The organism is Rhizobium sp. NFR03, assembly GCF_900111275.1.
GTDB lineage: Bacteria > Pseudomonadota > Alphaproteobacteria > Rhizobiales > Rhizobiaceae > Ferranicluibacter.
This window is the reverse complement of the sequence record NZ_FOGR01000002.1, coordinates 1-24,785: the sequence shown is the minus strand read 5'-3', so window position 1 is coordinate 24,785 and position 24,785 is coordinate 1. Positions and strand designations below refer to the sequence as shown.

The 24,785-nt window shown below is 63.7% G+C and carries 23 protein-coding genes, 1 tRNA gene and 1 pseudogene; 15 read left to right on the top strand and 10 right to left on the bottom strand.

The window, feature by feature from the left end:
• Window positions 1-26 precede the first annotated feature (26 nt).
• Window positions 27-1,058: an SIS domain-containing protein gene (locus BSG19_RS05305; RefSeq protein ID WP_092985703.1), complete on the top strand. Its 1,032-nt coding sequence runs from the start codon at window positions 27-29 to the stop codon at window positions 1,056-1,058.
• Window positions 1,055-2,230, top strand: coding sequence for an N-acetylglucosamine-6-phosphate deacetylase (nagA, locus tag BSG19_RS05300; RefSeq protein WP_092985701.1), 1,176 nt, complete (start codon window positions 1,055-1,057; stop codon window positions 2,228-2,230). Before BSG19_RS05305 ends, nagA begins: the two co-directional genes overlap by 4 nt.
• A gap of 22 nt (window positions 2,231-2,252) precedes the next feature.
• Here the strand turns inward: nagA and BSG19_RS05295 are convergent, their stop codons facing one another.
• Genes BSG19_RS05295 through BSG19_RS05285 form a run of 3 tightly spaced genes read right to left on the bottom strand, consistent with a single transcriptional unit; the run spans window position 2,253 to window position 5,235 of the window.
• Window positions 2,253-2,966, bottom strand: coding sequence for a copper homeostasis protein CutC (locus BSG19_RS05295; RefSeq protein ID WP_092985699.1), 714 nt, complete (start codon window positions 2,964-2,966; stop codon window positions 2,253-2,255).
• Window positions 2,963-3,874: an ROK family protein gene (locus BSG19_RS05290; RefSeq protein WP_092985697.1), complete on the bottom strand. Its 912-nt coding sequence runs from the start codon at window positions 3,872-3,874 to the stop codon at window positions 2,963-2,965. The genes BSG19_RS05295 and BSG19_RS05290 overlap by 4 nt, the downstream gene beginning before the upstream one ends.
• A complete protein-coding gene (locus tag BSG19_RS05285) occupies window positions 3,871-5,235 on the bottom strand; it encodes an amidase (protein ID WP_092987179.1) in 1,365 nt (454 codons plus the stop codon). Before BSG19_RS05285 ends, BSG19_RS05290 begins: the two co-directional genes overlap by 4 nt.
• A 187-nt stretch (window positions 5,236-5,422) precedes the next feature.
• Here BSG19_RS05285 and BSG19_RS05280 point away from each other — a divergent pair, with 187 nt between their 5' ends.
• The 4 genes from BSG19_RS05280 (at window position 5,423) to nhaA (ending at window position 10,010) form a co-directional block, all read left to right on the top strand.
• A complete protein-coding gene (locus tag BSG19_RS05280) occupies window positions 5,423-6,184 on the top strand; it encodes a sulfate transporter family protein (RefSeq protein WP_092985695.1) in 762 nt (253 codons plus the stop codon).
• Between the two features lie 469 nt (window positions 6,185-6,653).
• The gene (locus BSG19_RS05275) at window positions 6,654-7,619 is read left to right on the top strand and encodes an HD-GYP domain-containing protein (RefSeq protein WP_092985693.1); all 966 of its coding nucleotides are present in this window, start codon (window positions 6,654-6,656) and stop codon (window positions 7,617-7,619) included.
• A gap of 106 nt (window positions 7,620-7,725) precedes the next feature.
• On the top strand, window positions 7,726-8,547 hold the full coding sequence (locus tag BSG19_RS05270; protein WP_092985691.1) for a bifunctional allantoicase/(S)-ureidoglycine aminohydrolase: 822 nt from the start codon (window positions 7,726-7,728) through the stop codon (window positions 8,545-8,547).
• A gap of 239 nt (window positions 8,548-8,786) precedes the next feature.
• Window positions 8,787-10,010, top strand: coding sequence for a Na+/H+ antiporter NhaA (nhaA, locus tag BSG19_RS05265; RefSeq protein ID WP_092985689.1), 1,224 nt, complete (start codon window positions 8,787-8,789; stop codon window positions 10,008-10,010).
• Window positions 10,011-10,040: 30 nt separating this feature from the next.
• Here the strand turns inward: nhaA and BSG19_RS05260 are convergent, their stop codons facing one another.
• The 5 genes from BSG19_RS05260 to BSG19_RS05240 all read right to left on the bottom strand — a co-directional run bounded on the left by BSG19_RS05260 (window position 10,041) and on the right by BSG19_RS05240 (window position 15,166).
• Complete coding sequence (locus BSG19_RS05260; RefSeq protein WP_092985687.1) at window positions 10,041-10,622, bottom strand: hypothetical protein; 582 nt, start codon at window positions 10,620-10,622, stop codon at window positions 10,041-10,043.
• Window positions 10,622-11,260 carry a type II secretion system protein GspM gene (gene gspM, locus BSG19_RS05255; RefSeq protein WP_092985685.1) on the bottom strand — a complete coding sequence of 213 codons (639 nt, stop codon included), beginning with the start codon at window positions 11,258-11,260 and terminating at the stop codon, window positions 10,622-10,624. The genes BSG19_RS05260 and gspM overlap by 1 nt, the downstream gene beginning before the upstream one ends.
• Complete coding sequence (locus BSG19_RS05250; protein WP_092985683.1) at window positions 11,257-12,360, bottom strand: PilN domain-containing protein; 1,104 nt, start codon at window positions 12,358-12,360, stop codon at window positions 11,257-11,259. Before BSG19_RS05250 ends, gspM begins: the two co-directional genes overlap by 4 nt.
• Window positions 12,357-14,045, bottom strand: coding sequence for a GspE/PulE family protein (locus BSG19_RS05245; RefSeq protein ID WP_092985681.1), 1,689 nt, complete (start codon window positions 14,043-14,045; stop codon window positions 12,357-12,359). The genes BSG19_RS05250 and BSG19_RS05245 overlap by 4 nt, the downstream gene beginning before the upstream one ends.
• 221 nt (window positions 14,046-14,266) lie before the next feature.
• Window positions 14,267-15,166, bottom strand: a complete 900-nt coding sequence (locus BSG19_RS05240; RefSeq protein ID WP_210185382.1) for a ferritin-like domain-containing protein — start codon at window positions 15,164-15,166, stop codon at window positions 14,267-14,269.
• A 330-nt stretch (window positions 15,167-15,496) separates the two neighbouring features.
• Between BSG19_RS05240 and gspD the strand changes: the two genes are divergently transcribed.
• The 8 genes from gspD to BSG19_RS05200 are packed head-to-tail and all read left to right on the top strand — an operon-like array spanning window position 15,497 to window position 22,569.
• The gene (gspD, locus tag BSG19_RS05235; RefSeq protein ID WP_170865878.1) at window positions 15,497-17,677 is read left to right on the top strand and encodes a type II secretion system secretin GspD; all 2,181 of its coding nucleotides are present in this window, start codon (window positions 15,497-15,499) and stop codon (window positions 17,675-17,677) included.
• Window positions 17,674-18,231 (top strand): prepilin peptidase, encoded by a 558-nt coding sequence (locus BSG19_RS05230; RefSeq protein WP_092985677.1) that lies wholly within the window; start codon window positions 17,674-17,676, stop codon window positions 18,229-18,231. The genes gspD and BSG19_RS05230 overlap by 4 nt, the downstream gene beginning before the upstream one ends.
• A 48-nt stretch (window positions 18,232-18,279) precedes the next feature.
• A complete protein-coding gene (locus BSG19_RS05225; protein ID WP_244529170.1) occupies window positions 18,280-19,485 on the top strand; it encodes a type II secretion system F family protein in 1,206 nt (401 codons plus the stop codon).
• 48 nt (window positions 19,486-19,533) lie between these two features.
• A complete protein-coding gene (gene gspG, locus BSG19_RS05220; RefSeq protein ID WP_092985673.1) occupies window positions 19,534-19,983 on the top strand; it encodes a type II secretion system major pseudopilin GspG in 450 nt (149 codons plus the stop codon).
• 58 nt (window positions 19,984-20,041) lie between these two features.
• Entirely contained in the window at window positions 20,042-20,455 is a 414-nt protein-coding gene (locus BSG19_RS05215; protein WP_092985671.1) for a GspH/FimT family pseudopilin, read from the top strand.
• Between the two features lie 13 nt (window positions 20,456-20,468).
• Window positions 20,469-20,930, top strand: coding sequence for a type IV pilus modification PilV family protein (locus BSG19_RS05210; protein WP_092985669.1), 462 nt, complete (start codon window positions 20,469-20,471; stop codon window positions 20,928-20,930).
• Window positions 20,927-21,700: a PulJ/GspJ family protein gene (locus tag BSG19_RS05205; protein WP_139274732.1), complete on the top strand. Its 774-nt coding sequence runs from the start codon at window positions 20,927-20,929 to the stop codon at window positions 21,698-21,700. The genes BSG19_RS05210 and BSG19_RS05205 overlap by 4 nt, the downstream gene beginning before the upstream one ends.
• Window positions 21,697-22,569, top strand: coding sequence for a type II secretion system protein GspK (locus tag BSG19_RS05200; RefSeq protein WP_092985665.1), 873 nt, complete (start codon window positions 21,697-21,699; stop codon window positions 22,567-22,569). The genes BSG19_RS05205 and BSG19_RS05200 overlap by 4 nt, the downstream gene beginning before the upstream one ends.
• Before the next feature lie 48 nt (window positions 22,570-22,617).
• Here BSG19_RS05200 and BSG19_RS05195 read toward each other — a convergent pair.
• Window positions 22,618-23,698: pseudogene (locus BSG19_RS05195) on the bottom strand (IS630 family transposase).
• 78 nt (window positions 23,699-23,776) lie between these two features.
• On the opposite strand from BSG19_RS05195, the gene BSG19_RS05190 reads away from it, so the two are divergent.
• Complete coding sequence (locus BSG19_RS05190; protein WP_092985663.1) at window positions 23,777-24,145, top strand: transposase; 369 nt, start codon at window positions 23,777-23,779, stop codon at window positions 24,143-24,145.
• A gap of 475 nt (window positions 24,146-24,620) precedes the next feature.
• Here BSG19_RS05190 and BSG19_RS05180 read toward each other — a convergent pair.
• A tRNA-Met gene (locus BSG19_RS05180) sits at window positions 24,621-24,697 on the bottom strand.
• Window positions 24,698-24,785 lie beyond the last annotated feature (88 nt).

Below are 24,785 nucleotides of genomic sequence, written 5' to 3'. Positions count from 1 at the left end.
GAGATGGCCTTGAGGACACGCACGATATGACGACGGAACAGACCCATATGCGCCGCGAGATCAACGAGATCCCGGAAGCGGCCGCCCGGCTTCTCGAGGGATCGCGGACCGCGCTCGATGCGGCGGGGTCCGCTCTTGCCGCCCACGACCCGGCCTTTCTCGTGACCATTGCCCGTGGCTCCTCGGATCACGCCGCGCTGTTTCTCAAATATGCGATCGAGCTGACCACCGGCCGCCCCGTCGCGTCGCTCGGTCCATCGCTTGCCTCGATCTACGGCGCGAAGATGGCGCTGGCCGGTGCCGGCTCCATCGCCATTTCGCAATCCGGCAAGAGCCCCGATATCGTGGCCATGGCGGAGGCCGCGACCAAGGCCGGCGCCGTCACCATCGCACTGACGAACACGCTGCCGTCGCCGATCGCCGAGGCAAGCACGCATCCGGTGCACATCATGGCCGGCCCGGAAATCGCCGTTGCCGCGACGAAATCCTACGTCAATTCGATCATCGCCGGCCTTGCCGTGCTGGCGGCATGGACAAAGGACGCGGCGCTCGAACGCGCCGTGCGGGATCTGCCCATGCATCTTGCCCGCGCCGTAACGCTCGACTGGAGCGCCCTTTTCGACGGCATCGGAACATCCGACTCGCTCTACGTGCTCGGTCGCGGCCCGGCGCTCGCCATTGCCAGCGAAGCGGCGCTGAAGTTCAAGGAAACGTCCGGTCTGCATGCCGAGGCCTATTCCGCAGCGGAGGTGCTGCATGGGCCCGTGGCGCTGGTGGAAAAGCGCTTTCCGGTGCTCGGCCTTGCGGCGCGCGATGCGGCCGAGGCGTCCGTTACCGGCATTCTCGACGATCTCGCGGGCAAGGGCGCCCGTGCGTTCCTGACGGCCGATGCGCATGGGCGTGCAGCACCGCTGCCCTTCGTTGCCACCGGCCATCCACTGACCGACGCGCTCTGCCTCATCCTTCCCTTCTACGGTTTCGTCGAGGCATGGTCGCGCGCCAAGGGCTTCAACCCGGATCAGCCGGCAGCGCTGAAGAAAGTGACGGAAACGCGATGAACGCACAGCGCGACGAAACGGCCTTCGCCGTCATCGGGGCCCGGATCTTCGACGGGCAGGACTGGCACGCCGGACAGGCGCTTCTCGTCGGCGGCGGCGTCATCACCGGCATCGTCGCGCCTGAGGCGCTTCCCGAGGGGATCGAGACGGTATCGGCCGAGGGACACCTGCTCGTGCCCGGCTTCATCGACCTGCAGGTCAATGGCGGCGGCGGGACACTGCTGAACGACGCGCCGAACGCAGGGACGATCCGCACGATCTGCGAAGCCCATGCGCGCTTCGGCACGACCGCCCTCCTTCCGACGCTGATCACCGATACGCCCGATATCCGCACTCTCGCGATCTCGGCCGCACGCGAGGCGCGCGCGGAGGGCGTTCCCGGCTTCATCGGCCTGCACCTCGAAGGACCGCATCTGTCCGTCGCACGCAAAGGCGTCCATGATCCGGACCTGATCCGGCCGATGGAGGCGGACGACCTCGACGTGATCCTCGCCTGCGCGTCGCTCTTCGATGCAGTCATGGTCACGGTCGCACCGGAAAATGCGACGCTTGCGCAGGTGGCCGCCATGAGCAAGGCCGGCATCACCGTCAGCCTCGGCCATACCGCTGCGGATTACGAGACGGTGGCGACCTATGCGCTGGCCGGCGCCCGCACCGTTACCCACCTGTTCAACGCCATGAGCCCGCTCGGACACCGCGAACCCGGCTGCGTCGGCGCGGCGCTGGATCTCGGCACGCTGCATGCCGGTATCATCGCCGACGGTTTTCACGTGGATCCGGTCTCGATGAACATCGCGCTTCGCGCAAAGGTCGGACCGGGCCGGATCTTCCTCGTTACCGACGCCATGTCGACCATCGGATCGGACCAGACGGGATTTCTGCTCAACGGGCGCGAGATCTTCCGGCGGGACGGTCGGCTGACGCTCGCCGACGGAACGCTTGCCGGTGCCGATATCGATATGCTGTCATCCGTGCGCTTCGTCCACCGGACGCTCGACCTGCCGCTCGGCGAGGCGATCCGCATGGCGTCGGCCTATCCGGCGGACGCGATCGGACTGTCGGCCACCAAGGGCCGGCTTCTGCCCGGGCTCGATGCGGATTTCGTTCTCCTGACGGAAGACCTTGAGATGGTCGCGACCTATATTCGCGGCCATGCCGTGTATTCAGCCTGAAAACAGGCGATACCGACCTCGATCAGAGCGCTGCCTTGAGCGCTCTGACGATACCCGCGTCCGTCCGCCGCGCGGTCTCCGGCGCAAAACCAAGCTCCACGAGGCGGCTGTCGGCCGTCGGAACCGGGGACGAACAGGACGCGTGAACCTCCGAAACGCCGGTGCCAAGCAAGGGGGCAACGGTCGCGAGCGTTACGCCGGAACCCGGCATGATCGAGAGGCGTCCGCCGGCCCTGCCGACGAGGTCTGCAATCGAAACAATGCCCTCCGCCGCCGTCTTGCCGCCGCCCGAGGTCAGAATGCGCTCGAAGCCGAGATCGACGGCCGTTTCGAGCGCTGCCGCCTGATCCGGCACGAGGTCGAAGGCGCGGTGGAGGGTTCGGCCCATATCACCGGCACGGCGCACGAGACGGGCAAGACAGGCAGCATCGAGGCTGCGATCGGCAAGGCTCGCGCCGAGCACCACGCCGGCAAGCCCGGCCTCACGCGCCGCATCGATCTCCGCTTCCATCATGGCGATCTCGGTCTCATCGAAGATGAAATCGCCGGCGCGCGGGCGGATCATCGCATAGACCGGCACGGCCATGCGGCCGGCAAGCTGCATGAGACCTTCGGTCGGCGTCAGGCCACCGAGCGAAAGGGCCGAGCAAAGCTCGATCCGGTCGGCGCCTCCCTCCACCGCAGCCAGAAGGCCGGCGGCGTCATCGACGCAGACTTCAAGCAGGACAGAGCTCATCGATCCTCTCCGGTGAGAGCGAGAAGCGCGGCGCCGATGAGGCCGGGTTCGATCCGGCATTCCCCCGGCACGACCAGGGGCCGGTCGAATGTGCGCAGGATGCGGGCACGAACGGTCTGATCGATGGCTTCGATCAGCGGCGTAACGCCCGACAGGCCGCCGCCGACGGGTACGATGGTCGCGCCGGTGATGTTGATCGCGAGCGCCAGAGGCGATGACACGAGATCGACCAGAACCTCGATGGTGCGGGCGGCCTTCGCATCGCCCGCCTGCCAGCGCGCTGTGATGTCGTGGCTCGGCAGCTTCTCCGCATGCAGCAACTGGTGGAGGCGCTCCATGCCGCGCGCGGCACCGATCGTATCGACGCAGCCGCTCTGGCCGCAACCGCAGGGAAAGGCCGGTATGGCGACCGGGGGATTGCCGGCCGTGGCGGCGACGGCTGGACCATGGCCCCACTCGCCGGCAAAGCCGCCATCACCATTGATCAGGCGGCCATTGACGACCAGCCCGCCACCGACACCCGTGCCAAGAATGACGCCGAAGACGATCCGATGTCCGCGCCCGGCGCCCAGGCCGGCTTCGGCCAGCGCAAAGCAGTCGGCATCATTGGCAATCAGCACCGGCATCCCCAAGCGTTCGCCGAGATCGCGGGCGAGCGGCCGTTGATGCAGGCAAGGAATGTTGGCGACCGTGATCGCCTGTGTCTCGGGATCGACCACGCCGGCAATCGACAAAGCGATCCGCTCGGGCCGGATGCCGGCTTCCTCGAACGCCTCCTCCAGCGTCGCGACGAAGGCATCGAAGTCGTGAAGCGGCGTCGGGCGGCGCGCCAGCGGACGGATATCGTCAGGCGAGGTGGCGATGGCGCCTTTGATGGCAGAGCCGCCGATATCGAAACAGACGATCATGCCTCACCACGGATGATGTGTTCGGCTGCGAGCGCGGCCGACAGCAGCCGGCGATCTTCACCTTGCGGCGCTGACAGAAGGAAACCGACCGGCATGCCGGCATCGCCCGTGCCACAAGGAATGGTGATGCCGCAGCCATCGAGAAAATTGCCGACCAGCGTGTTGCGCAGGGTACGGAAATTCGTGTCCACGAACAGCGCGTCGTCTGTCAGAAGCGGCGCGATCGGCGGCGCGACATGCGGCAGCGTCGGATGCGCCAGCAGTTCGCCGGGAGCGAGCATCGCCGAGAAAGCGGCGATCATGCCCGCGCGGGCGGAGGCCAATGCGATATAATCTGCCATGGCGATCTTCTCGCCCATGCGCGTGCGGACGACGACGCGCGGGTCCATCCTTTCCGCATCGGGACCCGCCAGCCGCTCGCGATGGAGCGCGAAAGCTTCCGCCGTGACGAGCGCGCCATGGCGCGCAAACAGCTCGAAGACCTCGGCAAACAGCGGCACTGCCCGGCGTTCGACGCGGGCACCGGCTTTGGCGAGACGCTCAAGCGCTGCCTCGAAGGCTGCGATGACGGCGGGTTCCGCACCGTCGAACATGACGGTCTGCGGCACGACGAGCGTCAGCCCTTCGATCTCTCCGCGACCGGCCTCGGGCACGCCGACGCCGCGCATCGCGGCATCCACCCAGACGGCGTCCTGCACCGTCCGGCAGAGGGGGCCCAGCGAATCGAGGCTTGCCGCCAGCGGAAAGACGCCCTTCATGGAATAACGGCCGCGGGTGGCCTTATAGCCGACGATGCCGTTGAGGGCGGCGGGAATGCGGATGGAGCCGCCGGTGTCCGTGCCGATCGCAACGGGGACAAGACCTGCCGCCACGGCGACGGCCGAACCGGACGAGGAGCCGCCGGGAATGCGCGGAACATCGGTCGAGGCCGCATTGGCTGGCGTGCCGTAATGGGGATTGATGCCGAGGCCGGAGAAGGCGAACTCGCTCATATTCGTTCGGCCGACCGCCACCATGCCGGCTGCTGCAAGCGCCGCGACGACGGCGGCGTCCTTGTCGGCCGGGCCTTCATCGAGAACGACCGAGCCCGCTCGCGTTACGGCACCTTTCGTGTCGAACAGGTCTTTCCACGCAACGGGAATGCCATCGAGAAGGCCGAGCGAACGGCCAGATTTCAGGCGCGCACGCGCGGCACCGGCTTCCTCGATGGCACGCGTTCCCAGAACCTCCGTGAAGATCGCCGGGTCTGCCGCAGCGATTCTGGCAAGCACCGTTTCCGCTAGATCGACCGGGTCGAGAGCCCCGTTCTGAAGGAGAACGGCAAGGCTGGCGACGGAGAGGTCCGTCCTGATATCGTTCATGATGCGCTCCGGCGAGATGACCATTCTCTCCTACTGCATTCCTGCGAAAACCAAAATCGGCTCCCGGCGATTTCTGCTCTGCGGAAGCGCAACCACCATTGCATAAGCTGATGCTTCTTGCGGGGATCGCGCGGGCACTCTACATGGTCCTTCGCAGTGCAACACGCATGTGCCCTGGAGCCGCCGGATGATCTTTCACGCCGCCCGCCTGTCGCTTGCCAATCTCTTTGCACCGGAGACGCGCGCTGCGTTCTGGAAGACGCTCGGCCTGACGATCCTTGCGCTCGTGCTGCTCTGGCTGGCCTTGCGCGAAAGCTTCGTCTATTTCGTTGCTCCTTTCGTGACCGAGATGCTGCCGGGCACGCCGGAATGGGCGGGCTGGTTCACCTTCATCCTCATCATCCTCGCTAGTATCGGGCTCGCGCTCGGCCTCGCTTTGCTGCTCGCACCCGTCACGGCACTGATCGCCGGGCTTTTTCTCGACGATGTCGCGGAGGTGATCGAGAAACGGGATTACCCGGACGAGCCGGCGGGCCGCGCGCTGCCCATGGGCGAGGCGATCCGCGGCACGCTGAAATTTCTCGGCATCGTGCTTGTCGGCAACCTGATCGCGCTGTTCCTCCTGCTGGTGCCCGGCATCAATCTCGTCGCCTTCTTCCTCGTCAACGGTTACCTGCTCGGGCGGGAATTCTTCGAATTCGCCGCCATGCGGTTCCGGCCACCGGAAGAGGCGCGGGCTTTTCGCTCGAAGCATCGCACGACGATCTTCATGGCCGGTCTGCTTCTCGCCGCCTTCCTGGCCGTTCCGATCGTCAACCTTCTGACGCCGCTCTTTGCCGCCGGGTTGATGGTGCACCTGCACAAAGCCTTGTCCGCACGCGATCCCGAGTTCGGCTATCCCCGCATTCGTCCTTCGGTGCGGGCGCCCTTGCAGAACATCTCCCGCTGAGCAGAACGATCATTCTCATCGTCCGGGGCATGAGCATGCTGTCGCACCGATCACCGTCGGTGAAGCACAAGCACGTCTCAACGTGAAGATCTCATCGAAAACAAAAATATTGCAACGCAGCGAACAGCCGGGCGAAAATTCTCTCAGCTGAAGCGACGCGAAAGCCGCTTCTTACCGAAAATCCGATTATATCATTTGTTATACCATCTTCGACGGCAATTTAAACGTTCCAGAGACATACTAAACAACCTTGAATGGCATATCTAGACTATTGAATTGCCTGCATCTTCTTCCCATCTCCAGTATGTAGACAGTAACCCCGAAGATTTGTTCATCCGCCTTAGGAATGCCTTAAAAACCTACGGCTATAAAGCAAATCGGGACCAGGGTGCAGGCGGGAGTCTGACATGCGTTCGCCAGGATGCGGGCGTGGAAAATACAAGACAGGGGAGGCGCGGGGAACGATATCATGGTGAAGCGTATCGAGAGACATGAAGCCCGGGTTGGCATGTTCATCGAGTCGCTCGAGGGTGCATGGCAAGACAATCCCTTCGGCAAGCGCCGTTTCCTCTTGCGTTCGGAAACCGAGGTCGACCTGATCAAGAACAGCCGGATCACCGGTATCTATATCAACCTTGCAAAGGGTATCGATGCCGATGGCTCCAGCCGAAGTTTCGCCAAAGATCCGCCATCGCGCGTTGCCCCTCCCGGAAAGCCTGTCGCGGATAACCGCCGCGCGACGGTCAGGGTCGTTCAGGCTTCTGTCAAGCGGCTCGAAACCGCGTTCGGGCAGAGCCAAAACGGCGAACCGATCGACATCGCGGGCGTATCCGGGATCGTCGGCGATATCTCGACCCAGATCGGCGACAGCCCGGCCATTCTTCTCGACATTACCCGGCTGAAATCGAAGGACAAGGTCACCTTCGTCCATTCCGTCGCCGTGTCGGCTCTGCTCGTGCATTTCGCCCGCCATCTGCAGTTCGAGGAGCCGCTGGTGCATCTGCTCGGCTTTGCGGGGCTGGTGCACGATATCGGGAAGCTGACGATCCCCACCGCGATCCTCAACAAGACCGGCGCACTGACCGCAGAGGAACGGGAGATCATCATGCAGCATCCCGCCAGCGGCCATGAGATTCTCAAGCGGCAAGGTAACCTTCCCGGCGTCGTGCTCGACATCTGCCGCCATCACCATGAGCGCATGAACGGCAAAGGATATCCGGATGGTGTCTTCGCTGGCGAACTTTCGCTCTATGTCCGCATGAGCGCGATCTGCGACGTGTACGAAGCCGTGACCTCGGTGCGCCCCTACAAGAAGCCATGGTCGTCTGCGATGGCCCTGTCCTGGATGCTGCAGCGCGATGACCATTTCGATATCCCGCTGCTCTGGAAATTCATTCTCAGCCTGGATTCGGAGCTGACCAGAGGCGTCGCCTGAAGATCGAAGCCCGGTTCTGAGGCGTTTCTCAGAAGAAAAGCCTCTCTTTCCCTGCCGGATCGCTTTATGGTGTCGTGTCACAATCAGGACGGATACCAGCGAGCCGATGAAGAATACGCGTCTCTTTTCCAACATGGGCGGCCTGCCGGGCCAGAGCGAACTGCTTTCGAGCAAGGCGGTGTTCACCACGGCCTATGCAGTCATTCCCGGCAGCGTCATGCGCGACATCGTCACCAGCGTACTGCCCCACTGGGTGGCCACGCGCGCATGGATCATTTCGCGCCCGCTGACCGGCTTTTCCGAAACCTTCTCGCAATACATCATGGAAGTGGCACCGGGCGGCGGCAGCGACAAGCCAGAACCCGACGCCCGCGCTTCCGCCGCGATCTTCGTGGTCGATGGCGAGATGGTCGTCACCTTCGAGGGGGAGGAAAAATCGCTGCGGACCGGTTCCTTCGCCTATCTGCCCGCCGGACGCCGGTGGACGCTGAAGAATACGGGCGACGTTCCGGTGAAATTTCACTGGGTGCGAAAGGCTTTCGAGGTGGTCGAAGGGCTCGAGGCGCCGCCCGCCGTCTTTACCCATGAGGACGACTGCGAGATGAGCGCCATGCCCGACACGGATGGGCGCTGGGCGACGACGCGGTTTCTCGATCCGAACGACGTGCGCTACGACATGCACCTCAACATCGTTACCTTCGAGCCCGGCGCCGTCATTCCGTTCCTCGAAACGCATGTCATGGAACATGGGCTCTATGTGCTCGAAGGCCGCGCGGTCTACCGGCTGAACGAGGACTGGGTCGAGGTGGAGGCGGGCGACTATATGTGGCTGCGCGCCTTCTGCCCGCAGGCCTGTTACGCCGGTGGCCCCGGCCGCTTCCGCTATCTGCTCTACAAGGACGTCAACCGTCACACTAAGCTCTGGTAGAAGCAGACGTCATCGAGCAACCGCGACCAGGGGCCGTGTTGGCGAACGAAGATCGGGCCGGGAGCGCTTCCGGCCTGTCTATCGTGCGCGTTTACTGACGAAGAGGCGTGCTGCGACCCGAAAATGCTGGTCCTGAGGACCTTCGCCCGATATAAGATAGTGGGCGTGTGCTGCGTGCGCCCTCGGCTTCCCGAAAACCTACGGAGACTGTGTCCAACCTTTTTCGAGGTGCCAAGCGCATGACCGAACGCCACGTATCGCCCCCCGTTTCCCATGGCCGCATCCAGTCGACCATCCGTAAATTTCTGGACAATGAGACATCGAGCGGCCTGCTGCTGATGGGCGTGGCCCTGCTCGCCATCCTCACCGCGAACTCTCCTCTTGCGGACGCGTATTTCGGCGCGCTGCACGTCTATGTCGGACCTCTGAGCCTCCAGCACTGGATCAACGACCTGCTGATGGCCGCCTTCTTTCTGCTGGTTGGTCTCGAAATCAAGCGTGAACTGCTTGACGGGCAACTCTCCACCTGGAGCCGGCGCATTCTTCCGGGTGCGGCGGCTGCCGGCGGCATGGCCGTGCCGGCGCTGATCTACATCGCCTTCAACTATCGGGACCCTGTTGCGGTGCATGGCTGGGCCGTGCCGTCGGCGACAGATATCGCCTTTGCACTCGGCGTTCTCTCGTTGCTCGGACCGCGCGTGCCGGCCTCGCTGAAGATCTTTCTTGCGGCGCTTGCCATCATCGACGATCTCGGCGCCGTCGTGATCATCGCGCTGTTCTACACCTCGGACATGAACCTGATGGCGCTTGGCGGCGCGGCGATCGTCATCGGTGCGCTGGTGGCGCTCAACCGCTCCGGCGTGCAGCGCCTGCTGCCCTATCTGGCGCTCGGCGCGGTGCTCTGGGTGCTGGTCTTCGCCTCGGGCGTGCATGCCACGCTTGCCGGCGTCATTCTGGCACTGACCATCCCGATCCGCCGCACTCCTGGTACGCCCGAGGCCACGCCAGACACATCGCCGCTGCATCGTCTGGAGCATGCGCTCCACAAGCCGGTCGCCTTCGTGATCGTGCCGATCTTCGGCTTTGCCAATGCCGGTGTCTCCTTCGCGCATGTCAGCCTGTCGGCGCTCCTGGAGCCTGTGACGCTCGGCGTGGCCGCAGGGCTGGTGCTCGGCAAGTGCATCGGAGTGTTCGGTACGGTGCTGATCCTCGTCAAGGCGGGCCTTGCGGACCTGCCGGCGAGAGCGAGCTGGGGCCAGACCTTCGGCGTCTCCCTCGTCTGCGGCATCGGCTTTACCATGAGCCTCTTCATCGGGCTTCTCGCCTTTTCCGATCCCGACATGCAGGATCGCGTCAAGGTGGGCATCCTGATCGGATCGCTGATTGCCGGTCTGCTCGGCTACATCATCCTGCGGTTCACGAATCGTCGGGAACAGACGCCGGTCGATCATCAGGCCGCCTGACAGATCGTGATCGGCTCAGGCGCATCCCGCTCAAGGGGTGGTGCCTGAACCTTCGAGATCCGGCATCAACTGGGTCTCGTTGTCCGGCGTTGCCTCGCTCGTTGGCTCGTCGGACGGCTTGAAGGTTGGAAAACGCATCGTCTCCCCGTCCCGGTCGAGCACCATTTCCTGGCCGTCGATCGAGACGACGGACCAGCCCCGAAAGACATCTCCCTTTCGCAGCACCTGACGCGTGTCGTCGCTCTCGTCGCGCACGAGCGCGCTGGTGCCGTCCGGCGTGCCGATGACGCCGAGGAGTTGCAGGGTCATCGGCTCCGCTGGCTGTTCCGTTGGCGGCTCCGCCACCTCGGGAGCAGGTTCGGCAACGGGATCGGGCGGACGCGTCCGGCTGGGGGAGAAGAGAGGACGGTCGCGGAACCCGGTCAGCGATGCGGGATCGATGGCCGACAAGGGATTCGGATTCGGGATCGGCTCCGGACCTGCGCCGGAAATCGGCACGTCCTGCGCCGTAGCGGAGCCTGCAGCACACATGCAGAGACCTGCCGCAAGAAAGGGGATGCCGAGCAGACGGCTGCGGCCTTGCCGCCATGGTGCCGATCGAAGCATCCGCATCACGATCCGGTCTCCGGGCTCGCATCCGGCTCCGTTTTCCGTGTCCACCGCGCGCCGATCGACATATCGACCCGCAGCAGGATCTGCCCGTCTTCACCCGCCCCTGCTCCCTCCGCACCGGCCCCGTCAGTGCTTGTTCCGTCAGTGCTTGCCCCCTCCGGACGGGCAAGCCGGCGGATCGAGAGGCTTTCCACGGTCATCAAAGGCAGGCCGCTTTCCACCTGGTAGAGCAGGCGGAGAAGGCCGTCATTGTCGATATCGAAGGTCGTCGCGACCGCAATATGGTCGCTCTCCTCGCCCTCCGCCACGTCGCCTTCGGTCGCCGTCGTCTCGATGATCCGGCCGGGAGCGGCCATGACGGCATCGAGGATCGTCTGTTGCAGCCGTGCGATGGCCGCGGTTCGCGAGGAGCCTTCGATGGTGAGGCTTGGCGTCGTGTCTCCGGTCAGGGCCGGGACGGTCGCCAGCCGCCGCTCGAGCAGGCCGGCCTGCCGGGTGGTCTCCACCACCATCATGCGATTCTCGGCGATCTGGAGAGAGTTGAGCACGCCCAGCGTCAGGAACAGCGCCGGGAACCCGATGAAGACGAGGATGGCCGAGAGGCGAAGCGCCTGCATGCGTGGCGGCGATACGGTCATGGTGCGGGCGCTCCGGCCGTGGCACCACGAATAACGGAGATATCGAAGCGATCCCGACCATCCTCCTGCCGCGTTACCGGAGTTGCAAAGCTTGCCTGCGAGAGAGCCGGTTCCGCCTCGATGATCGCGATGAGGGACGATGCCTCGGTGGATGTTCCGGCAAGCCGCAGGCTCTGTGGCAGAATGTCGAGTTCATCCAGACTGGTCGTCACGGGAAGAATGGTCGCGAGCCGGTCGATCAGCACGAAGCTTGCCCGGTCCGGCGTCTTCGCCTCCAGCATGGCCGCCTCGCGTTCGCGAATGCCGCCGCTTCCCGAAGCACCCACGGTCTTGCGTCGGGTCGCATCCAGCGCGGCCTGCGCATCTGCGACCTCGCTCGTGCTCATCGAAAGGGCCACGGTCGATGCGAGAAAGCCGGCGAAGGTCAGGGCGAGCACAGTGAGCGTGCCTGCCGCGATCCATCTGCGGCGGGATTTGCGCAGGGTGTCGTTCTCGCCTTTGAGAAGATCGATGCGGAGGCGCTCCTCGATCGGCTGGCCGGCCGATCCGACGCGTGACGGCACCAGACCGAAGGCTGCGAGCCGGGCGATGCCGGCAGCGACGATCTCGCGCGAGGTCGCGACGACCTCGACGGTCAGTTGCCCGTCGCCGCCCGGCTTCGAGGCGAGATGGAAGCCGTGCAGCAGTCTGTCCGCTCGCCAAGGCGTCAACCTGTCGAGGCGACTGGCGACGATCTCGGCGGCAAAGCCCGACGCTTCCGCCGGCACCTTCAACTGCGTCGTCACGACGCGCTCCGCTTTGAGGCGCAGCTCCGTCTCCGCGATCTTCCGGCTGCGCACATCGCGGCGCACCGGGTCCGAAAGGCTGCTGCCATGGCCGAGGAACACGGCGCCCCGGCGCGAGACGCGGTAGAACGCCAGATCGTCAACCGATGGCGTCACATGCCCGGCCTCCGTCGTTACCGATGGATCGCCGGAGACCTCGACGACAACCCACCGCTTTCCCGGCGCAAACGCCATGACGACAGGCTCGACCGCATTCACGAAAGCGGAGAGCAGCGGCCTTGCCGGCTGACCGAGGCGGGAGACGATGCCGCTCATCCGGTCGCCCTGATGACTTCATCGACGGTGGTCATGCCCGCGGCGCATTTCGCCAGCCCATCTTCCAGCATCGAGGTCATGCCCCGCTCCTCCGCCTGACGGGCGATGACGGCGGGGTCCGGATCTCTGCGGATCGCCGTCCGGATGTCGTCATCGACCGGCAGCACCTCGAAGATGCCGATCCGCCCGCGATAGCCGCTCTGGCCGCAGGCTTCGCATCCGACGGCACGGTGAAAGTCGAGCGTGGCGGGCAGGCGGATTCCGCGCCTTGCCGCACGTGTCGACGCACCTTCCGCCGCGCTGTCATCCGGCACTTTGCAGCGCTCGCAGAGCCGGCGCACGAGACGCTGCCCGAGGACGCCGCGCAGGCTCGCGCCGAGCAGATAGGGTTCGACACCCATGTCGATCAGGCGCACCACGGCGTCGGAGGCAGAATTCGTGTGCAGCGTGGTCAGCACGAGATGCCCGGTCAGCGCCGCCTGAATGCCGATGCCGGCTGTCTCGCGGTCCCGCATTTCGCCGACCATGATGACATCGGGATCATGACGGAGAAACGAGCGCAGGGCGGAGGCGAAGGTGAGCCCGATAGACGGCTTGATCTGCGTCTGGTGGATGCCGGGTATCTGGTACTCGACAGGATCCTCCACGGTGACGATCTTGCGTCCGGGGTCGTTCAGCATCGAGATGGCGGTCGCCAGCGTCGTGGTCTTGCCGCTGCCGGTCGGTCCGGTGACGACGACCACGCCATGCGGCTCGGCCAGCAGCGCCTCGAACCTCTGCTGGTCGGCCATGTTCATGCCGATGCGGCCGAGATCGAGCAGTCTGCTATCGCGCAAGAGAATACGCAGTACGGCTGTTTCACCGTGCAATGTCGGCATGACGGCGACACGCAGGTCGGCTTCTGCATTGCCGATGCGGATATTGGCGCGACCGTCCTGCGGCAGGCGGCGGTCGGCGATATCGAGACCGGCGAGGATCTTGATGCGCGAGATGACGGCGGGCGCCAGTCCGAGTGGCAACCGCTGGTCACGGCGCAGGAAGCCATCGACGCGAAGCCGCACCCGCAGGTGATCGCGCTCGGTTTCCAGATGAATATCGGTCGCGCCGGCCCCGACCGCCCGCTCCAGAATCTCGTCGATCAACCGGACGACGGGCGCGCCGCGTGCCAGATCCTGAATGGCCTGAATGCTATCGCCTGTCTCCGCCGGCATTTCGATGGCGGCGACACCGGTCTCCGGTGTCGGCTCCTCCGACGCTCGCTCGAACAGGAGCGCTATCTCTTCGAACGAGACGACACGGAGGGCCGGTTGTGCGCCGAGCGCCAGTTGCACGGCGCGCACGGCATCGCTGTAGGCAGGATCGGCCAGCGCGAGCATGGGCGCACCATCCTCGTCATAGGGGAAGAGATGCGCCTCACGCAGATATCGCCGCGACAGATCGTTCATGAGATGCGGCCGGCCGGCGATCGCTTCGAACCGTCCGCGCGGCAGGGCATGGTATGCGGCAAGCGCGTCGGCAATTTCGGTTGCCGTGGCAAGACCACCGCGCCACATTTCCTCAGGCGAAAGTGATTTTGTGCCTTGCGCCAGGACAGGCCGGAGCCCGCTTGCGCGCGCTGACAGGAAGCTCTGGAAATCCTGCGGGGGAAGCGCGACCGAAGAAGATGCGTCAGTCTGCGGTTGCATGGTACTCCCTCCTCTTCCCGCTCGCACGACCCCATCCGGCTGTGACGGGCCGGGTGCCGCAACGCATTCACGCGATCATCTGCTCTTTTGAGCACCGCACGAGGCTTGGTTCAAGAACCGATTGCAGGCTGGATGACGCCACATTGAAAACAGTGCCGTCGCATCAAAGAAACAGCCCGTCCGGGAACGGGCTGCCATACTCGCGGAGGGATCGTGTCAGCTCAGGCGATCGTGCCATTGAGCTTGCGCGGGAAGAAGCTTGCTTCGCTTGCGCCCGAGCCGAGATAGACGATGTTCAGGACCTGCTGCGGCGTGCGGCTGAAGGCGAGGCCGTTGTCATCCGTCGGCACGATATTCACGCTCTTCGCGCTGCCGATGCCCATGTCGAGATCGGTGGTGCCGTCGAGTGAATCACGGGCATCGGAGATCGCGTTTGCCTGCGCAAAGAGACCGCGCGAGGCGAGCAGCGTACGGATTTCGCCAGCGTGATAGGCCTCGACAGCCAGAAGCCCCGCCGCCGCTTCGAGGAAGTCCTTGTTCTCGATGAAGCGGGCGGCGCCCTTGTAAGCCGTCACGCCGACATCCTCGAAAATGAAAGCCGCGAGCAGAAAGTTATTCTCGTTGGCAAAGGCGTCGAACGTCTCCTTTGCGCCGACAAGGCCCGCGGCGCGGGCCGCGGCCGTGAAGCTGGTGGCAAGATTGATGCCCGGCCGTGCAACCTTGGCATCGCCAAGCGCCTTGCGGAGAAAGCGCACATGGGCCTGCTCGTCACGGGCGATCTCCTCGGCATAGCTGCGAACCAATGCCGTCTTGAAGGGCACCTTACGCCCGCCGAGAACGCCGCCGAGACGGCCGTTGCCCGTCGTGTCACCATCCAGCAGCCGGCGGCCGAAGGCAGCGATGAGGTAGAACTCCGCTTCGAGATATTCGAGGTTGAGGGCGAAGTTCAGGATCGTCGCGTCGTCCAGTTGCTGGGCTTGCGCCTGTTCCGGCAGGCCGGTGAGGCCGATGGTTGCAGCCCCGGCAGCCATGAGGCCGGCGGAACGCAGGAAGGCGCGACGGCCCGCCTGGAGATCGATGGCTCTTGCGGGCACGAGGCCCTCGTCTTGCATCTGCGTCATATGCTTTTCCCTTCCCCTTCGCCCGAAAGCGCACACCGGCACATCATCACCGGCGCAGAGGTGACGATGTCCGCGCGCAAAAAGTTTCAAGGTCCCGGTTCTCGTCGTTCGGGGGTTCAAAATGTTCGGCGCCGCCCTGAAACTTAAAGTCTCGCTTCGTCGTCCCTTGATGCAGGGCAGACGCAGAGCCTGCGTAAGACAGGCGGCTCTAACGAAAGATCTGTGGTGTACGTGCGCCGGGCCGGTTTGGAGCTTGCACAGGCGGATGTTTTCGTTTGAGGTGATATGATGGCGAGCGGGGCTCGTCTTTCTCTGGGGAGTGTTGAGAGCGTGCCGGCATTCATGCAATTTGGCCGCACTGTTCTGTGTTGCGTCCTTGTTGGTCTCGCCGGTGGGTCTCTTGCCGGGTGCCAGACCATAGACGGCGACAGCGAATCCGCATTCGCCGGTGGCGTCTTCAGTGATCTCCAGGCGCGCAATCCACGCGAGCATCCCGACCAGACCTCGACATCTCCCGCACGACGCACCGGCAGCACGCAGACTTTCGGTCCGGACCGCGGGCTGACGCCGGTCAACGCATCGGACACGGGCTCCGCCGGGCAGTATACGCTGAACTTCGACCGCACCGACATCAAGGATGTGGCCCGCGCAATTCTCAACGACGCGCTGCATCTGAATTATTCCATCAGCGGCGAGTTGTCCGGCCCCGTCACGCTGTCGTCTGCCCGCCCCGTTACGCGGGAGCAACTTCTGGCAACGCTCGAGACGTCGCTCTCCTCCTTCGGCTTCGCCCTCATCCGCTCGGGCAGCGAGTATCGCATCGCCGCCAGCGGGCTTTCCGGCGGCACGGTGGATTTCGGCGGCCGCACACGGGCGGGTTTCGGCGTTTCCGTCATACCGCTCAGCTTCGTGTCGGCATCGACCATGATGGAGCTCCTCTCCGGCTTCGTCGCCGAGGCCGACGGGTTGCGCGTCAACGCCGCCGGCAACAGCATCATCGTGCGCGGCTCCGGTCCGCAGCGCGCCGAAGTCGCAGAAGCCGTCATCTCGTTCGACTCCGATTTCATGCAGAACCAGTCCGTCTCGATCTTTCGCCTTGCCGAAGCCCGGCCGGAGCAGATCGTTCCGGAACTGGAGCGCATCTTCAACAGCCAGGGACAGAGCGGCGCCATCCAGTTTCGCGCGGTCAACCGTCTCAAAGGCATCATGGCGATCTCGCGCAACGCCGGACTTCTGAAGCGGGCGGAAAGCTGGGTCCGGCGGCTCGACCAGCAGGACGGGCAGTCCGGCCAGAACGTCGTCGTCTATAAGGCCCGCTACCGCAAGGCAGCCGAGCTTGCCGCCGTCATGAACAATCTCTTCGGCGGATCAGGCGGTGCGGTTTCGTCCCCGACCCAGCAGCCCATGCCGACGCAGCCGGAAGAAGATCCCTCCGCGTCGGGCAATCCGGCGATGTCGGAAACCGAAGGATCGGGCTCTGCTGCCTCTGCCAATGCGCGTATCGCCTCCGCGTTCGCCACGACGTCGGACCAGAACACCGGCACGGCGATGAGCGGCGTTCCCAATGTCGTCGATCTCACCTCCAGTGGGCAGGAGACACAGGCGCCGATCCGCATCAGCGCCGATCCGTCCAATAATTCGGTCGTCATCTATGGGGATTCAGAGCGGGCCGACCAGATCATCCAGACATTGAAGCGCCTCGACGCGACACCGGTGCAGGTCGCCATCAACGTGACGATTGCCGAGGTGCGGCTGACGAAAGAGTTGAAATACGGTGTCCAGTATTTCATCAACAGCAAGAACCTCGGGCTTGGCAACAATAACGGCTCCGTCAGCCTCGTCGATCAGGCGAGCGGTGTCCTGAAGAGGCAGATCCCCGGGCTCAATTTCGTTATCGGCGCCAATGCCGATCCCGACGTCATCATCTCCGCGCTCGATGTCATCGGCGATGTCGAGGTGCTGTCGTCGCCCTCGCTCGTGGTGCTGGAGAACCAGACGGCGACGCTCCAGGTGGGCGACGAAGTGCCCATTACGACGCGCCAGTCGCAGAGCCTCGAAAACGCGGTCGCACCCGTTATCAATCAGGTCGAGTTCAAGAATACCGGCATCATTCTCAACGTTACGCCGCGCATCAGCCAGAACGATGCAGTGACGATGCAGATCGAGCAGGAAATCTCGAACGTTTCGAGCGGCGCCAACACCCTGACGCCGACGATTTCCAAGCGACGCATCGAGAGCCAGATTTCCGTCAACGACCAGCAGACGGTGTTGCTCGGGGGGCTGATCAGCACCGGCACCAACAATGGCAAGAGCGGTATTCCCGGCGCAAACCGCATGCCCGGTATCGGCGGACTTTTCGGCCAGACCCAGAAAAGCGCAAACCGCACCGAATTGATCGTTCTCATCCGCCCCGTCATCATCCGCGATGCGCAGGACGCCGCCAATGTCGCAGAAAGCCTGCGCGCGCAGATGTCCGTCATCGGCGGACGCGGCGGCGGGCGCCTGAAATGAGCCGCATCGTGATGGGCCGGGCGGATCTCCTTGCGCTGGTCGCCGGTTTCGTCTTTGCCGTGGTGATCGCCTTGCCGATGCCAGCCGGTTCGGCACAGGCGGCAGCCGCGCTCATGCTCATCATCATGATCGGCTGGATCGCCTGGCAGGACCTTCGCACCTTCACAATTCCCGACGGTGCCCTCGTCTCCCTCGCGCTGACAGGCGCCTCCCTTCGTCTTTCCCAGGCACTCGATCTGCCTCACGAGGTTCTGGCCATCGCGATCGATGCGCTCCTCTGTGGCGGTGCTCTTCTTGCCATTCGCGAAGGCTACCATCGCTGGAAAGGCGTTGATGGCCTTGGTTTCGGCGATGTGAAGCTCGCGGCAGCCTGCGGCGTTCTGGTTGGTGTCACCGGCTTTGCGCATGCGCTTCTCGCCGCAAGCGCGCTTGGCATCGCGCTCGTGCTGGCGCTATCCTTGCGGCGGGGTGCGGTGGCTATCGAGCGCCTGCCGTTCGGCGCTCTGCTTGCACCAGCCTGTGGCATCGTCTGGATTCTCTCGTCGCTGGCATGAGCAAATGCTACAGCATATCTTTGTGTGAAGGGCGGTCGTCCATTGGCAGTGTTTTCCTACCGGGCGCTGGGCGCCAGCGGAAAGATGATCGCCGGCACGATGGAAGCGTCCACGCATGCGGATGTCATCGAGCAACTCGACCGCGCGAACGCCACGCCGATTACGATCGAGGAGACGACGGGAGAAGAAACCCGCAGCTGGCGCGACCGCCTGACGATCGAGCCTGCGAGGGAGGACATCACCGGCTTCACGGTGGATCTTGCGATGCTCCTCAAGGGTGGCGTGACGCTCAACGAAGCTCTTCTCATCCTGACGCAGATGGAAACGCGCCGCTGGCTCGTGAAGCTGATCGAGCGCCTGCATGTGGAGCTGTCCGCCGGCAAGAGCTTCTCCAAGGTTCTGGCGCAGCATCCCCGGCTTTTTCCGCCGCTCTACGTGAAGATGATCGAGGTTGCCGAAGTCTCCGGCCGGCTGGAGCAGGCCCTGACGAGCATTGCCACCGAGCGGCAACGATCCGAGCGCCTGCGCAAGCGGCTGGTCTCGGCGCTTGCCTATCCCGCCTTTCTGACGGTCGCGGCGCTCGGCGTGCTGGCCTTCGTGCTTCTCTACATCATTCCCCAGTTCGAAGGCGCAATTGCCGGCTTCCGTGACCGGATCTCGCCATCGGCCCTCTTCGTGTTTCGCCTTTCGGAGTGGTTTCGCGGGAATGTCGATCTCGTGCTAGTCGCGATAGGAGCGCTTCTCATCGGCCTCATGCTGGTCAAGCGGCTGGGGCAGCGGCGGTCGGTGTTCATCGAGATCCTTGCCGTGCTGCCTCTGACATCGCGCATCGTCACCTATCACCTGACACTGACCTTCTGCCGGACGCTTGAAATTCTGCTGGAAAACGGCGTCGATATCTCGACCGCCCTGCGGCTGATCCGCGGCATTCACCCATTACCGAGCACGACGACCAAAGTGGACGGCGTGATCTCCGACGTACGTGGCGGCAAGCGGCTGACGCAGGCACTTGCCGCGCAGAACCTTCTGCCCGCACATGTCGTGCAGATGCTGCGCGTCGGCGAGGAGTCCGGTCACCTCGCCGACAGCGCCGGGCGGATCGCCGTCTTCTACGAGACGAAACTCGATGCCTCGCTTGCACGTCTGACAGCTGTAGCCGGCCCCTTGCTGATGATGTGCGTCAGCATGCTGATCGGCTGGCTTATTCTCTCCATCATGAGCGCGCTCATGAGCATCAACGACCTTCTCGTGTAAAAGACCCTTTCGTTTAAAGACCTGGCCAACCTGATATCGGACCTAGACATGATACTGACACGCTCTCAAAACAGGCGCCCGGCACGGCGGGACAGGACCGGCGGTTTCACGCTGGTGGAACTCCTCGTCGTGCTCGTCATCCTCGGCCTCGTCATGGGTCTCGTCGGGCCACGCGTCCTGAATTATCTCACGAGCTCGAGGACAAGGGCTGCCGCGCTGCAGCTCAGTTCTTTCAAGTCGTCACTCGATCTTTTCTATCTCGACATGGGCCGGTATCCTTCAAGGAGCGAAGGCCTCACCGCGCTCGTCGTGCGCCCGGGCTCCGCGCAAGGATGGAATGGCCCTTACCTGCAGCAGCAGGCGGTGCCGGCCGACCCTTGGGGCAACGCCTATCAATACACGGTTCCGGGCGACAAGGCGCCCTACCGGATCCTCTCCTATGGCGCCGATGGGGTGGCGGGAGGGAGCGGCGCCGATGCTGACATCGTCAGCCAATAGGCGCAGATTGCCGGATGCGCACCGCCCGCTCAAACGCGATAGACGGGGCGGCTTCGCGATGCTCGACGTTGTCCTGGCCCTCGTTGTGCTCGGCCTCCTCGCAGCGCTGGGTTTGCCGCTCGTTCGGACGCAAACCGGCGCAACCGCGCTACGCGCCAAGGCGTTCGAAATCGTCGCGCTGATGCGGCTGGACCGCAATGCGGCGCTGGCCTCGGGGCGTCCGACCGCCGTCGTTGTGGATGCGAAGGCGGGACGTATTCAGTCCGTGCGCTCGAAGGGCGAGATCGTTCTGCCGGCGACGATGTCGCTCAGGCTCCTGCCAGCTTCATCGGGTGGCTTTCGTTTCTTTCCGGACGGACATGCGACCGGTGGCGAGCTGATTCTGAACGCCGGACGCGACAGCGTTCGCGTCGCCATTTCCGGACCGACCGCCATGATCAGCATGCTGGAGCCATCCGTTGCAGCGCGTTAGGATAACCTCTCCGATGAGGAGAGGCAGGGCGCAAGATGGCTTTACCCTGATCGAGGTGCTGGTTGCGTTTCTTGTGCTGGCCTTAGGCACGCTGGCGATCCAGCAGGCCCTGATGACCGCCGTCAATGGTACGCGGCGCGCCGAGGATCGTCTGCGCGCGGAACTGGTCGTGCGATCGTTGATGACAGCGCCCATTACGGATGATCCGGGCGAAACCATCCAGAACGGCATGATGGACGGCTTCCCATGGCAGGTTCGATATGAAGCGCTCCGCCTTCCATTCGAGACCGCCGCAAATATAGAGGGGAAGCCCGTGGACTGGATACCACGTCGCATGATCGTGACCGTGCCGCTGCCGCTGCGCAGCAGCTGGTCGCTCGGAAGCCGTCGGGATGCTGTGGTGCGTATCGAGACCATCCGGCTCGTGCGGACATCCCGCAGCGCAGGTCCTACCCCGGAAGAGCCCTCGCCGTGATGCGCTCCTCGCCCTCCCGACAGCCGCGAGCGGTTTCGACCTCCGGCTTCCTTCTCGTGGAAGCCTTGACGGCGATGGCCATCGGCGCATTCCTGCTGGTTGCCTTGGGATCGCTGGTCTCGCTGGTCCTGCGTGCCTCCGACAGAACCGCCGCAACATCGCAGGAGATCGAGGAAAAGAGCCGTATCTTTTCGACACTGATCGACAGGATCGAAACCATCACGCCCCAGCGCTGGGCGGGCGCTGCGGGCGGCTTCGTATTCGAGGGTACGGAAACGACCCTGCTCTTTGCCCGTTTTGCAAAGTCGTCCGACACAGGCACGGGCAGCCGCCTTGTGATCCTTGCCAGCGACGGCGCGAGTTTGCAGGAAGAGGAACGTCTGCTTCCGCCCGATGCGTCCAATATTGCAGCCGTAACCGACCGAGCGACGGACGTGGTGAGCGCGCGTCTTCAACAGGGTTACACGGTCCGCTTTGCCTATTTCTCGCGCCTTCCCGACGGCCGAGAAGCCTTGACCGACCGCTGGTCCGGTCGCCGCGCGATGCCCGTCGCGATCCGGGTCGCGCTGAGTGACCGAGGCGGGAAATATCAGGGCAGCGTCCGCGTACCGATCCGCGTCGACGCGGAGCCCGGATGCGCCGCACCCAAACAACGCATCTGCAGCCTGGTGCCGGACGCTGCATCCGGAGCCGGAAACATGCCGCCAGCCGGCGGAGAGCCTATCGATCCCGATGAAAGCAGAGGCTGGGAGCGGTACGTACGGCCATGACACATCCTTCGCATCCTCCAGAAAATGCAGGCTACATCCTCATCTCGGTTCTCGCCATTGTGGCTCTGCTCTCCGGTCTCGTTGCTGCGCTTCTCGGTCTCGGGCGGGCGTCGGTCGATACGGCATATCTCGCGGGCCGCGATCTCCGCCGGGAAGCTCTCATCCAGTCCGCCGTGGCGCTTGCCGGTTACCAGCTCTTCGTGCTCAGACGCCCGATCGAGGCGGTTGATGGCCAACAATTGCGACTTGATGCCGGTGTGATCACATTGCGGGTCACGTCGGATGCCGGAAAGGCGGACGTGAATGGTTCCAGAGCAACGCTCCTCGCTGCTGCCTACCGGGCCGCAGGATTAACCGGCTTGCGCCCCGACGTCTTCGCGTCAAGGCTCATGGACTGGCGAGCGCCACATGATCCCGCGTCATCGGCTTCACCGCCGTCTTCCCGAAGCCGTCACGCCCCATTTCGAAGCCTCGACGATCTCAGCGCCATTCCAGGCATTTCTCCAGAAGACATCCTCCGGCTTCGCCCCTTCCTTACGACGTTCAATGCGTCGGGCCGCATCTCGGCCTCCCTAGCGCCGGAATCTCTTCTGGCCACCGTCGTCGGGATCAGCGGCGCCACAGCTCGAGAGATCGTCAAGCTCCGGCGGAACGTGACACCAGAGAGCGAGCGTGCCATCGCCAACCTCATCCGCGGCGCGGCAGGAGACGTCGACATGGAACCACCTGTGAGCTATCAAGTCGCGATCCGTATCACCACGAACGAAGTCTCTCCTGTCCCATCCGTGACGGCCGTTCTATCCGCAGGCGCAAATCCGGCGGCGCCTTACCACGTCCTTGCCTGGAGTGAACCGACAGTTCCGAACTGAGACGCCTTCTTCGCTAGGCTCAGGACCTATTATATGCGTCCTCATTGATCAGAACCCATTGGCCCATTCTCTGCGTCCGATAGACATGATCCGCCATGGCTGGCTTTCGGGTTTGCGCCGGGCGTCGCGGCAATGGGCGATGATATCGTCGTAAGATTTGAAGACGCGGCTCGACAGCCAGTTCTTTCGCGTGAATCGCCAAGGATTTTCGACCGGATTGAGGTTCGGCGATTTCGGCGGCAGCGGCAGGATCGTTACGTTGACGGGCACAAAGAGTGCGTTGGACATATGCCAGCCTGCCTGATCCAGGATGAGGATGGCATGCGCATCATCGGCAACATGGTGGGTATCTGCGCCAGATGCTGCGTCTTGGCATAGGTGTCGCTACGCCGAGGCATGACGAGAGCCGCCGCCTTGCCGAGCTTGGCGCAGATTGCACCGAAGATGTCGGCGGATCGCGTTCGCTGGTCGTATGGCGCGCACGGTCTTGAGCGGCGCTTTGCCCAGCGGCGGGTGATCTTGTTCTTTTGGCCGATCCAAGCCTCGTCCTGCTATTAGTTTTCTCTTCGTTTTCCTCGTGCCGCTCCGCTTGCGATCTCAGCCACGGCGGCGGCGAAGTTTTTTAAGAACCCTCGATGGCTCGTGGGTCTTGCTCATGATGTTTCGGTCTGGCCGCCAGTTTGCGGTAACCCAGGGGCACGGACCTCGCGGTTCAGCGTCTGTTCGCTCACCGAGACACGAAGTTTTTCCCAGAGCCATCGAGCCAGATCACAGAGACGCCACCGCACGACCCCGTCGAGATAGGACGTCGGACCCCGTTTGATGGCTCTTGCCAGAGCAGCCCGCTGAGCTTCGTTCAACCGTGACCGAGGTCCGGGAGCTTTTCCATCAGCCCGTCGGGGACATTAGCATTGAACCGCAAGAGCCCGTCCCACACGATCTGGAGCGTCCCACTGCCCAGCCGCTCCGCATCCATGCGCGAGCCTCCGTCTCAGATCAAGGCAAGCGCCAAAAGACGACGCGCCTGCGCCGCATGCCTGCTCTGGCAGGCCAGACGCAGGAGACTTTCCGCGTCGAAGTCCGCCCGCAATGAAATCGCTGCCCCATGGCAAGTCTCCGCTTTGCAGATTGCACAGGAGCTTCTGGTTTATTGCCGTTTGCGGCGCGCTCTGCGTTTTGATTCACTGGAATCAAAAGAGACGCTGGCATGAGTGACCTGATGCTTTTGTCGGAGGCGCAGATACGCCGTATCGAACCTTTCTTCCCGCTGTCACATAGCGTGCCGCGTGTGGATGACCGCTCGGTGTTGAGCGGCATCATCTTCGTCCTGCGCAATGGCCTGCGGTGGCGCGACGTGCCGCGTGAATATGGGCTTCACAAGACGATCTACGTCAGCTTCATCCGCTGGAGCCAGCTGGGCGTCTTCAACCGGATCCTTGCCGAACTGACGGCGAAACGGAGCAAATCCGACACCCTGATGATCGAGGCCACCCACGTCAAAGCCCACCGCACGGCAGCCAGCCTGCTAAAAAAGGGGATGTTCTCCGAGATATCGGACACGCCAAAGGCGGCCTGAACTGCAAGCTGCATGCCGCCTGTGATGAAGACGATCGGCCTCTCGTCCTGCTTTTGTGCAAAGGCCAGAAAGGGAGCGGCACATATGCTGCGTGTCCTGCCGCGGGCCACGACGCTACTGGCAGAGAAGAGGTATGATGCCGCCTGGTATCGCACGGCCCTGGCCGAGCGCAAGATCGATGCCTGCACTCCGTCACGGACCAACCGGAAAGTCCCTATCCCGCACGATCCTGTTCTCTACAGGAAGCGCCACAAAATCGAGAACATGTTCGGCAGGCTCAAGGACTGGAGGCTCAGCCTCCCTTGCTTTCCAAGTCGCAAGGCGTCGTCTTGTATACAGTGAGGACTGTATATCATAGCCGTCGTTCTGTCACTCTGCCGGTCTATTTCCGCCTCAGCGTCATGCCGGCACGACAAAACCCCCGGGGCGGGCGCCTACGGGGGTTTGTTTTGTGTGCAGTATGACGGATTTGATTTGGTTGCGGGGGCAGGATTTGAACCTGCGGCCTTCAGGTTATGAGCCTGACGAGCTACCGGGCTGCTCCACCCCGCGGAAGGGAAAGGGACTGAGATTGTTTGAGAAGATGGTATATGTTTGCCTTTAGCAGACCTGGCAGCGACCGACTCTCCCGCGTCTTAAG

Bases quoted from the DNA above. Each gene is read 5' to 3' on its own strand.
- BSG19_RS05290 (WP_092985697.1), bottom strand. From the start codon at position 3,874: ATGATCGTCTGTTTCGATATCGGCGGCTCTGCCATCAAAGGCGCCATC.
- BSG19_RS05190 (WP_092985663.1), top strand. From the start codon at position 23,777: ATGAGTGACCTGATGCTTTTGTCGGAGGCGCAGATACGCCGTATCGAA.
- BSG19_RS05250 (WP_092985683.1), bottom strand. From the start codon at position 12,360: ATGAGCGGCATCGTCTCCCGCCTCGGTCAGCCGGCAAGGCCGCTGCTC.
- BSG19_RS05260 (WP_092985687.1), bottom strand. From the start codon at position 10,622: ATGCGGATGCTTCGATCGGCACCATGGCGGCAAGGCCGCAGCCGTCTG.
- BSG19_RS05200 (WP_092985665.1), top strand. From the start codon at position 21,697: ATGACACATCCTTCGCATCCTCCAGAAAATGCAGGCTACATCCTCATC.
- BSG19_RS05275 (WP_092985693.1), top strand. From the start codon at position 6,654: ATGGTGAAGCGTATCGAGAGACATGAAGCCCGGGTTGGCATGTTCATC.
- BSG19_RS05245 (WP_092985681.1), bottom strand. From the start codon at position 14,045: ATGCAACCGCAGACTGACGCATCTTCTTCGGTCGCGCTTCCCCCGCAG.
- BSG19_RS05295 (WP_092985699.1), bottom strand. From the start codon at position 2,966: ATGAGCTCTGTCCTGCTTGAAGTCTGCGTCGATGACGCCGCCGGCCTT.
- BSG19_RS05240 (WP_210185382.1), bottom strand. From the start codon at position 15,166: ATGACGCAGATGCAAGACGAGGGCCTCGTGCCCGCAAGAGCCATCGAT.
- BSG19_RS05285 (WP_092987179.1), bottom strand. From the start codon at position 5,235: ATGAACGATATCAGGACGGACCTCTCCGTCGCCAGCCTTGCCGTTCTC.
- nhaA (WP_092985689.1), top strand. From the start codon at position 8,787: ATGACCGAACGCCACGTATCGCCCCCCGTTTCCCATGGCCGCATCCAG.
- gspM (WP_092985685.1), bottom strand. From the start codon at position 11,260: ATGACCGTATCGCCGCCACGCATGCAGGCGCTTCGCCTCTCGGCCATC.
- BSG19_RS05215 (WP_092985671.1), top strand. From the start codon at position 20,042: ATGCTCGACGTTGTCCTGGCCCTCGTTGTGCTCGGCCTCCTCGCAGCG.
- BSG19_RS05270 (WP_092985691.1), top strand. From the start codon at position 7,726: ATGAAGAATACGCGTCTCTTTTCCAACATGGGCGGCCTGCCGGGCCAG.
- BSG19_RS05230 (WP_092985677.1), top strand. From the start codon at position 17,674: ATGAGCCGCATCGTGATGGGCCGGGCGGATCTCCTTGCGCTGGTCGCC.
- nagA (WP_092985701.1), top strand. From the start codon at position 1,055: ATGAACGCACAGCGCGACGAAACGGCCTTCGCCGTCATCGGGGCCCGG.
- BSG19_RS05280 (WP_092985695.1), top strand. From the start codon at position 5,423: ATGATCTTTCACGCCGCCCGCCTGTCGCTTGCCAATCTCTTTGCACCG.
- BSG19_RS05210 (WP_092985669.1), top strand. From the start codon at position 20,469: ATGAGGAGAGGCAGGGCGCAAGATGGCTTTACCCTGATCGAGGTGCTG.
- gspG (WP_092985673.1), top strand. From the start codon at position 19,534: ATGATACTGACACGCTCTCAAAACAGGCGCCCGGCACGGCGGGACAGG.
- BSG19_RS05305 (WP_092985703.1), top strand. From the start codon at position 27: ATGACGACGGAACAGACCCATATGCGCCGCGAGATCAACGAGATCCCG.